This is a genomic window from Streptomyces sp. NPDC059010 (genome assembly GCF_042740355.1).
GTDB lineage: Bacteria > Actinomycetota > Actinomycetes > Streptomycetales > Streptomycetaceae > Streptomyces.
This window is the reverse complement of the sequence record NZ_JBHYJA010000085.1, coordinates 12525-20797: the sequence shown is the minus strand read 5'-3', so window position 1 is coordinate 20797 and position 8273 is coordinate 12525. Positions and strand designations below refer to the sequence as shown.

Here is an 8273-nt window from a genome sequence, read left to right as displayed (position 1 = left end):
AGGATCTGGACATACGCGGCCTGGCGCACGGAGTCGAGGAGCGCGTTCGTCGCCCGGGGGGGGGGCGCCGGCGGGGCGCCCCCCCCCCCCGGGGTGGGTCTCGGCGGTGTGACCCCCAAACCACCGGCCGGGCCGCTGCTACCGCACTCTCCCGGGTACCCGGTGTCATGCGGACGTCAGCCGTGGAGCAGCGGCGAACCCTGGAGTTCCTTGGTGACCGCGCCGTGTCCGTCGCCCTCGATGTCGTAGACGATCGTCGAGTCCGTGGACCACCACAGCTCACCGTCGTAGGTGGTGGACGGCGCGACACAGGTGTTCACGGGCTCGATCAGGAACCACGAGTACTCGTCGTTGACGATCTTGGTCAGGTCGCACGTCTTCTTCGTGACGACGTGGTCCTCGGTGTCCTTGGTCAGCCGCTCCTCGATCCGCGTGGTGATCTTGAAGCTGGTGAACCGCTTGGAGTTGTCGATGACCTGGTCGACCAGGATCTGCCAGTTCACGACCGACTTGCCGGTCATGCTGCCGGACACGGTCCCGATGTTCTCGACGTTGTACATGCTCTCCGGCTTGTCGCCGGGGAAGTACACCTCGAACCCCGAACGCGCGCTGGCGGCCGATGCCGGTGCCGCGGCCAGGCCGATGAGGGCGAGGGCGGCGGTGCCGGCCGCGACGCCGGTGGACAGAAGCTTTCGCATGCTGGTGTTCCTTTCCGGGTTGGGGTGGCGGGGCTAGAGGCCCATGCCGGTGAAAGTGCGCTCCACGGAGTCGGCGTAGAGGCGGGCGCCGCCGATCTTCGGGTGGAACGACTGGGCGGACAGGCCGTAGTTGCTGATGATCGGGTAGTCCGTGGCCGGCTCGTCCGAGTCGACGAGCGTCTTGACGATGCCGTGGACGGACTCGGGGTCACCGCAGACGGCCTTGCCCGCGAAGTTCTGCTTCGGGTTGGAGAACCAGGCCTTGGCACCCTTGGCCTTGGCGTCGTCCACGGCCCCCTGCATCGCGGCCGACAGCGTGTCGGCCACGCTGTTGAGCCAGTCCGAGGACGACGCGGACAGACCGATCTGGCCGACGCCCGGGATCGTGATGCTCAGGCACGCGCCCCGGTCCTCGATCAGCGGCGGGTAACCCATCAGAGCGATCTTGGCGTTGGGGGCCTTCGCGTGGATCTCCGCCAGGACCTTGGCGATGTCCGGCCGGACGATCTCGTTGATGATGCCCGCGGCGGCCTGCTCCAGCGGCTGACCGATGAACTTGCGGTCACGGCCGCCGACGGCATTGTCGGTGTCGCCGTCCTCGAAGGTCTTGTCCTTGCAGTTGCCGCCGTTGAACGCGACCAGGCACTTCTGGATGATGGCGGAGAAGCGTGCGTCGTTGCCGCCGATGGAGACGGTGACCAGGGTGGTGTTCTGGTCCAGGTAGCCCTTGTCGATCTGGGTCTTCTCACCGCCGTTGGACTGCACGATGCCCGCGTGCACCATGTTGTAGGTGCGGGCGCCGGAGCAGGCGACCAGGTGGTAGTCCATGGCGCTGCCGTAGCTGTCGGCCAGGGCGCCGATGGACTTCGACCGGCCGGGGATCGTCGCCTGGCGCGACCACGCCTGGGTGGAGCGGTGGCAGGCGTTGCGGGTCTTCTTGTCCTGCTTGTCGAGGTAGTTGGTCTCCGGGTAGTAGTCCCGGTTGCCCTCGGACGCGCCCTCACCGGAGGAGTACGAGTCGCCCATGGCGACGACGAAGTCCTTCGGCTTGGCGGACAGCGGCTGGAAGGCCACCGAGTCCCAGGCGATGTCCTCGTCGCCGGTGCCGTCGTCGGCGTCCGTGTCGAGGGTCACCGACGGGGTGCCGGTGAAGTTGAAGACGCCCAGGTCGACCCACTTGTTCTCGCGGATCCGCTGCGGGTGCACCCGGACCGGCGAGGTGGAGTCGGTGCCGCCGATCCGGTAGGCGGCCTGCCTGGTGTGCGCACCGTGGTCCGGCATGTGCGCGAAGACACGCATCCAGCCGCGCTGGGTGCCGCTGAGCGTCCACTTGCCGGAGACCTGCAGCCGCTTGCCGTCGGCGGTGGCGAGCCAGCGGGTGTGGCCCACCCAGAAGTGGTTGCCGTTGCCCGCGCCGATCTGGTGCAGATCCATCTTGGACGGGTACTTGCCGCTCTCGCCCGCGAAGGTGAACTGGAACGTGCCCTTCGAACCCACTGTGCAGGTACGACCCGAGGTGCCCGCCGGAACGGTGCCGTTGGGCAGGTCGTCCACGATCAGGGACCCGCTCGGCAGACCGGTGTTGCAGCGCGGCGGGTATGAGCTCTCGTCGGGCTGCTCGGGGTAGGTGTCGTCGAACCGGTGGACCGGGTTGCCGCACCGGGCCTCGGTGGTGCAGTTCTTCCAGGCGACCCGCTGGTTCCACCAGCACTTCAGGTAGAGCGGGTTGTCGGTGTGCGGGTCACCGGGCAGCACGCACGGGCCCTTGTTGTCGTCGTTGGAGGCATCCTCGCTGATCCTCGACGGCACACAGTCGTTCTGCGGGCCGCAGAAGGTGAAGATGGGCGGCTTGGCGGAGGTCCGGGCGTCGGTGGAGTTCCACCAGGCGGCGCGGTAGCCGGCCTGCATGTCACCCGGCTTGAACATGGCGGAGATCGGACGGGCGGCCCAGCCGATCACCTTCTCCTCGTACGGCCAGTTCTGCGGCTTCGCCGCGTGGCTGTAGTCGTCCTTGCCCTCGGCGTTCTCCAGGAACGGGGTCCGGTTCTCCTTCCACAGCGGGTTGGCCGGATTGTTGGTCCAGCCCACGCCCCACTTGCCGTTCTCCGGCGCCGACTTGGGGTGGTACCCGGAGTTGTACGCCCACAGCGCGTAGAACCAGTTCTCGATGTACTTCGGCTGGCCCTCGTTGATCTCCAGGCCGTCCTTGCGGGTGCTGTTCCACTTCTCGATGAGGATGTTGACACCCGCCGCGATGTTCGCCGCGTAGTCGAGGGCGACCGCTTCCTGCTGGACGACGGTCTTGGTGTTGCTCTCACCGTGGTTGGGCAGCCGCATACCGTCGGTGACCTGCGTGATGCCGTAACCGCAGTCGGCCTTCGCGAAGTTGATCGCCCACGGGTCCTGCTGCTGGCCGCTGGCCGCGTACTTGACGCCGTAGAAGTTGCCGATCAGCGAGTTGGCCGTGACGCCGGGCACCGCGAGGCGCGTGGCCTGCCACATGTTGGACTCCTGCGCCGTGATGCCGAGCATCACCTGCGCGGGCACGTGCCAGTCCTCACCGGAGCCGCCGGCCAGCGGCGTCAGCGGGAACAGCGTCTGCGGCGCGTACGCCGCCATGCCGGTGTTCTTCCAGTTCGCCGCCCGCGTCGCGCTCTTGTTGAGCTTGCCGACGATGGCCTGGTCGACCGCCCACTCGACCTGGCGCGGGGTGGGCTGGAAGGCCTGCTTCTTGGGGTCGTTGCGCGGGACCGAGCAGTAACGGTCGGCTTCGACGGGGTCGTTGGCGGCCGCCCGGGTGGCACGGCCGCCCGCCTTCGCGCCCTGCGCGAGCAGGACCGGGCTCGTCTGGGTGCCCTGGGTGGCCTCGCGCTGACCGCCGACCGGGTCGGACCCGGGGGGCGCGTCCAGGACGACGGTCTTACGGGTGTCCAGCGCCTTCACCGTGGTGCGGACGGTGCGGGCGTCGAGGGCCTCCTCGGGACGGATCCGGGAGTCCTTGCCGTCCGCCCAGCGGGAGGTGACGACGGCCTGGCCCCGGCTGGAGACCTGGGCGTCCTTGTCGATGCCGCCGGGGTTGCGCAGTACGCCGCCCGCCGCGCGCGAGGTGGTGGCGGCCTTGCCGGTCACGAACACCGTGCCCGCGGGGGTGGCGGTGAGGTCGAACTCGGAGAGCTTGCCGTGGGCGAGTCCGGACGCCTTGCTGCGGCCGTCGGCCTTCTTGATCTGTCCGGCACTGACGCGGGACACGGTGGCGGTGTTCTCCGCCGCCGCGGCGCCACGGGTCTTCGCCGCCTTGGGGTCGGGGTCGATGAAGGTGACACCGCCGTCGGCGTCGGCCTTGAGCTGGAACGGCCATGCCTTCGTGGTGGCGATGCCCCGGGTCTTACCGGCCTTGACGGCCACGATGTGGTTGCCCTCGGCGGCGACGATGCCCTGGTCGGTGGGTACCGCCGAGGTCACCTGGCCGGTGACCGTCTGCTTGGTGCCGACCTTGCCGGTCCGGGCGTCGACCGTGACGAGCCGGGTCTGGTTCTTGGCCGACCGGTCGTCGGTCAGCGCCGTGAAGACCGCCTCCTCGCCCTGGCCGCAGCCCGGGGAGAAGTAGCCGAGCGTGGCCTGGAACGGGAGCTTGGTGACCCGGCCGTCGGTCAGGTCGACGACGGCGGTGAACGCGCCGCGCGTCATCAGCTCGGGCTTGTTGGTGAAGGTACGCGGCGCGTAGGCGACGGCCGCGTACCTGCCCGACTCGGTCAGACAGGCGTTGCCGATCCAGGAGTCGGTGTCGAAGCCGGACTCGGACAGGGTGGCCGCCGTCTTCCAGGCGTACCCCTGCTTCTCGTCCGCGACGAGGACATGGAAGCCGGTGCCGTCACCGGAGGTGGTGAAGGCCCGGTCGGCGGACTTGCGGTAGTCCTCGCCGAGGACGGCCGTACGCCGGTCGGACGGGACGGCGGTCGGCTGGTCGCCGGGCTTGGTGCCCGGGTCGCGGGCGGCCGGTGCCGACCAGCCCTTGGCGTCCCCCTGCGGGTTGGCCGCAGCGAATGCCTGCGACGTGGCGACACCAGCGGACAGCGCCATGGTGAGGGCAGCCGTCACCGGTATCCGCACACGCCGCAGCAGCGCGTTGCGTATCAACGTGGATTCTCTTCCTGCAGAGTTGAGCGTTCCCATTGCAAAGGGAACGCACGGCGCAGTCAGCTAAGGAGAGGGCGATGGTCTCGTGGGCCGAGTGATCGCGTGGTCACCGGCCGCGCAGGTCAGGACGCGGCTGTGCCGAGCACATAAGTGTGGTGGGCGACAAGGTGACTCGCCGGGCAGCGCGAGACATAGCGCAGCAATCCCCCCGTGAGAAGCGCGCATTGGGAACCGATGTTCGGTTCAGTGGTCACTCGGAACGTATCAGGTGCCACGATCCGTGTCATCCACAATTTTCACACCGTGCGCACGCGTGACGCACACCACGCCTGCCGGGTCTTCTCAAGCGTGCGTCGGCGGGTATGGTTTCGCTGACCAATCAACCGTCAGATGTGCAACTGCACATGCTTTGGCGGGAATTCAAAGCTTCATAGGGGGAACCACCATGTCCCGTGCGCTCGTTCGCGCGGCGGCTTTTGGCGCCGCGCTGCTCACCTCCGCGTTCGTGACTCCCGCGGCCACCGCCGCCACACCCACCGTCGACCAGCTGCGCGTGCCGGGGACCACCGTGCAGCTCACGTCGACCGCGTCCGCCGGCACCAAGGCCATCGCCGCCCAGGAGACGAAGGCCGTCCGGGCGACCGCCACCATGTGCGGCACCGGCTACAAGCTGAACTACGCCGAGCGACTGCCCGACTCCCGCCGCTACGGCACCCTGTTCAGCTACACCAAGACCAACAGCCAGGGCTTCTCCGGCGCCTGTGCCGTCTTCGACAACAACATGCCGGGCGGCATGAAGATGAAGCTCAAGCTCTGCCCGAACCGGGTCCACCCGACCTGCAAGGTCGACGAGGGCCTCTTCACCGAGTACGCCGGCCCGGTCAAGATCGAGGGCAGCCACTCCTACGTGTTCTGCTCGAAGGTGACGGCCATCATGTGGGACGGCATCGCCGGCCCGGCCATCATCGACGCCGTCCGCAGCGCCACCCCCTGCGACTGACCCTCGCCCACACCGTCCGGTTGCCGCCGGTGCGCACTCCCGGCGGCAACCGGCGCCCACCTGCGCGCCCGCCCTCGCCCGCAGTACTCCCCGGGGAGTAATCCGGCCGCCCGGCCGCCCCCGGCAGTACCCCTGAACTCGGCCTCCCGCCCGACGAACCGCCCTCCTTCCGCCGGGAGTCTGGAACCGACCCAGACACCGGACCGGAGGGAGACCCGTCAGATGGGGGCCGTTAGGACAGCTGCGCGGAGAAGGCGTGCCGTGCCCTGGCTCGTGCTCGGGCTGTGGATCGCCGTACTCGCGATCGCCTCGCCGTTCGCGTCGAAGCTGGCGGACGTCCAGCGCGACCGTGCCATCGACTACCTGCCGGCGAGCGCCGACTCCACGCAGGCCGCGAAGATCCAGGACCGGCTGCCCGGTGGCGAGGCCACCGAGATGGTCGTCGTCTACCACCGCGACGGCGGACTGACCGCCGCCGACCGGGCCACCGCCGCCGCCCAGCTCGACCGGATCGCGAGCGCCCACCGGCTCACCGCCCAGCCGCACGGCATCCCGTCCGAGGACGGCACCACCCTGATGTACCCGGTGGCCAGCACCGAGCCGGGCCAGGACGAGAAGGCCCGCGACGAACTGGTCGGCTCCGTACGGGACATCGCGCACGGCGGCGACGGGCTCGGCGTCGACGTCGGCGGCGCGGGAGCGCTCGCCACCGATGCCTCCGAGGTCTACAACGCGCTGGGCGGACCGCTGCTCTACACCACCGCGGCCGTCGTCGCGCTGCTGCTGATCATCATCTACCGCAGCCCGTTCCTGTGGCTGGTACCGCTCGCCGTCGCGGGCATGGCCGACTATCTGTCGATGGGCGTGGCCTACGGCCTCAACCAGGGGTTCGGCACCTCGGTCTCCGGCCAGAGCTCCGGCATCATGACGATCCTCGTGTTCGGCGCGGGCACCGACTACGCGCTGCTGCTCGTCTCGCGCTACCGGGAAGAACTACGGCGGACCGAGCGGCCCTACGACGCCATGGCCGCCGCCCTCAAGGGCTGCGGGCCCGCCGTGCTGGCCTCCTCCGGCACCGTCGCCGCCGGACTGCTCTGCCTGCTCGCCGCCGACCTCAACTCCACCCGCGGCATGGGCCCGCTCGGCACCGTCGGCGTGCTGTGCGCGCTGTTCGCCATGCTGACGCTGCTGCCCGCGATCCTCGTCCTGCTCGGCCGACGCGTCTTCTGGCCGCTCGTGCCCCGCTACGGCAGCACACCCAAGGCCCGCCGGTCGCTGTTCACGGCGATGGGCGGCTCCGCCGGACGCCGGCCCCGCACCGTCCTGGTGGGCGGCGCCGTCCTGCTGGGCGCGCTGGCCCTCGGCGTGCTGAACCTGCCCGGCAACCTCAAGCAGGAGGACTCCTTCACCAGCAAACCCGACGCCGTCGCCGCCATGGAGACCCTCGCCGCGGCCTACCCCGATCGCGGCACCCAGCCCATCAGCGTCATCACCCCGCGCGACCGCGCCGCCGAGACGCTCACGGCGGTCCGCGGCACCCGGGGCGTCGACAGCGCGCAGGAAGGCCGTACCGGAAACGGCTGGACCGAGATCTCCGTCATCGCCGCCGCACCACCCCAGTCCACCGGGGAGACCGCCACCATCGAGGCCCTGCGCGAGAAGCTCGACGGCTCCTACGTCGGCGGGCCCAGCGTCCAGCAGATCGACCTGGAGGACACCAACGCCCGCGACCGCATGGTCGTCGTGCCGATCGTGCTGCTGTCCGTGCTGCTGATCCTGATCGCCCTGCTGCGCTCCCTCGTCGCGCCGCTGATCCTGGTGGCGGCCGTGGTCGCGGTGTGGGGCGCGGCGCTCGGCATCGGCGGACTCGTCTTCGGGCCGCTCTTCGGCTTCGAGGGCACCGACCCCGGACTGGGGCTGCTGTCCTTCGTGTTCCTGGTCGCCCTCGGCGTCGACTACGGCATCTTCCTGATGCACCGGATGCGCGAGGAGTGCCTCGGCGGCGCCGACCCGGCATCGGCCGCGCTCACCGCGCTGCGCACCACGGGCGGCGTCATCGCCTCCGCCGGACTCGTCCTCGCCGCCACCTTCGCCGTGCTCACCAACATGTCGCTGGTGCCCCTCGTCGAGCTGGGCTTCGTCATCGCGGTGGGCGTCCTGCTCGACACGTTCCTGGTGCGCACATACCTGGTGACCAGCGCGAGCGTGGCCCTGGGACGCAAGGTGTGGTGGCCGGGCCGGCTCTCCCGGCGACCCGACGGACCCCGGCCTCCCGTCCCGCCGAGGCAGCCGGAGCCCGTGGCCGTCAACGTCCCCTGACCGACCGGCGCCCCTCCCCCCCCCCGGGGGGGCGCCCCCCCCCCCGAAGTATGCCCGCCCGCGCCCCCCCCCACCCCCCCCGAGCCGCCCCCGCGCCCCGGGGGGGGGGGCGCCGCACA

The 8273-nt window shown here is 70.1% G+C and carries 4 protein-coding genes; 2 read left to right on the top strand and 2 right to left on the bottom strand.

The window, feature by feature from the left end; genetic code table 11:
* Window positions 1–176: 176 nt before the first annotated feature.
* Both ACFWYS_RS45590 and ACFWYS_RS45585 read right to left on the bottom strand, forming a co-directional pair.
* Window positions 177–698: a hypothetical protein gene (locus tag ACFWYS_RS45590; protein ID WP_384782766.1), complete on the bottom strand. Its 522-nt coding sequence runs from the start codon at window positions 696–698 to the stop codon at window positions 177–179.
* A gap of 33 nt (window positions 699–731) precedes the next feature.
* Window positions 732–4835, bottom strand: coding sequence for an SGNH/GDSL hydrolase family protein (locus ACFWYS_RS45585; protein ID WP_384782764.1), 4104 nt, complete (start codon window positions 4833–4835; stop codon window positions 732–734).
* A 445-nt stretch (window positions 4836–5280) separates the two neighbouring features.
* Here ACFWYS_RS45585 and ACFWYS_RS45580 point away from each other — a divergent pair, with 445 nt between their 5' ends.
* Together ACFWYS_RS45580 and ACFWYS_RS45575 are read left to right on the top strand one after the other, a co-directional pair.
* Window positions 5281–5835: a hypothetical protein gene (locus ACFWYS_RS45580; RefSeq protein WP_384782762.1), complete on the top strand. Its 555-nt coding sequence runs from the start codon at window positions 5281–5283 to the stop codon at window positions 5833–5835.
* A 222-nt stretch (window positions 5836–6057) separates the two neighbouring features.
* Window positions 6058–8154 carry an MMPL family transporter gene (locus tag ACFWYS_RS45575; RefSeq protein ID WP_384782761.1) on the top strand — a complete coding sequence of 699 codons (2097 nt, stop codon included), beginning with the start codon at window positions 6058–6060 and terminating at the stop codon, window positions 8152–8154.
* The last annotated feature ends 119 nt before the right edge of the window (window positions 8155–8273 follow it).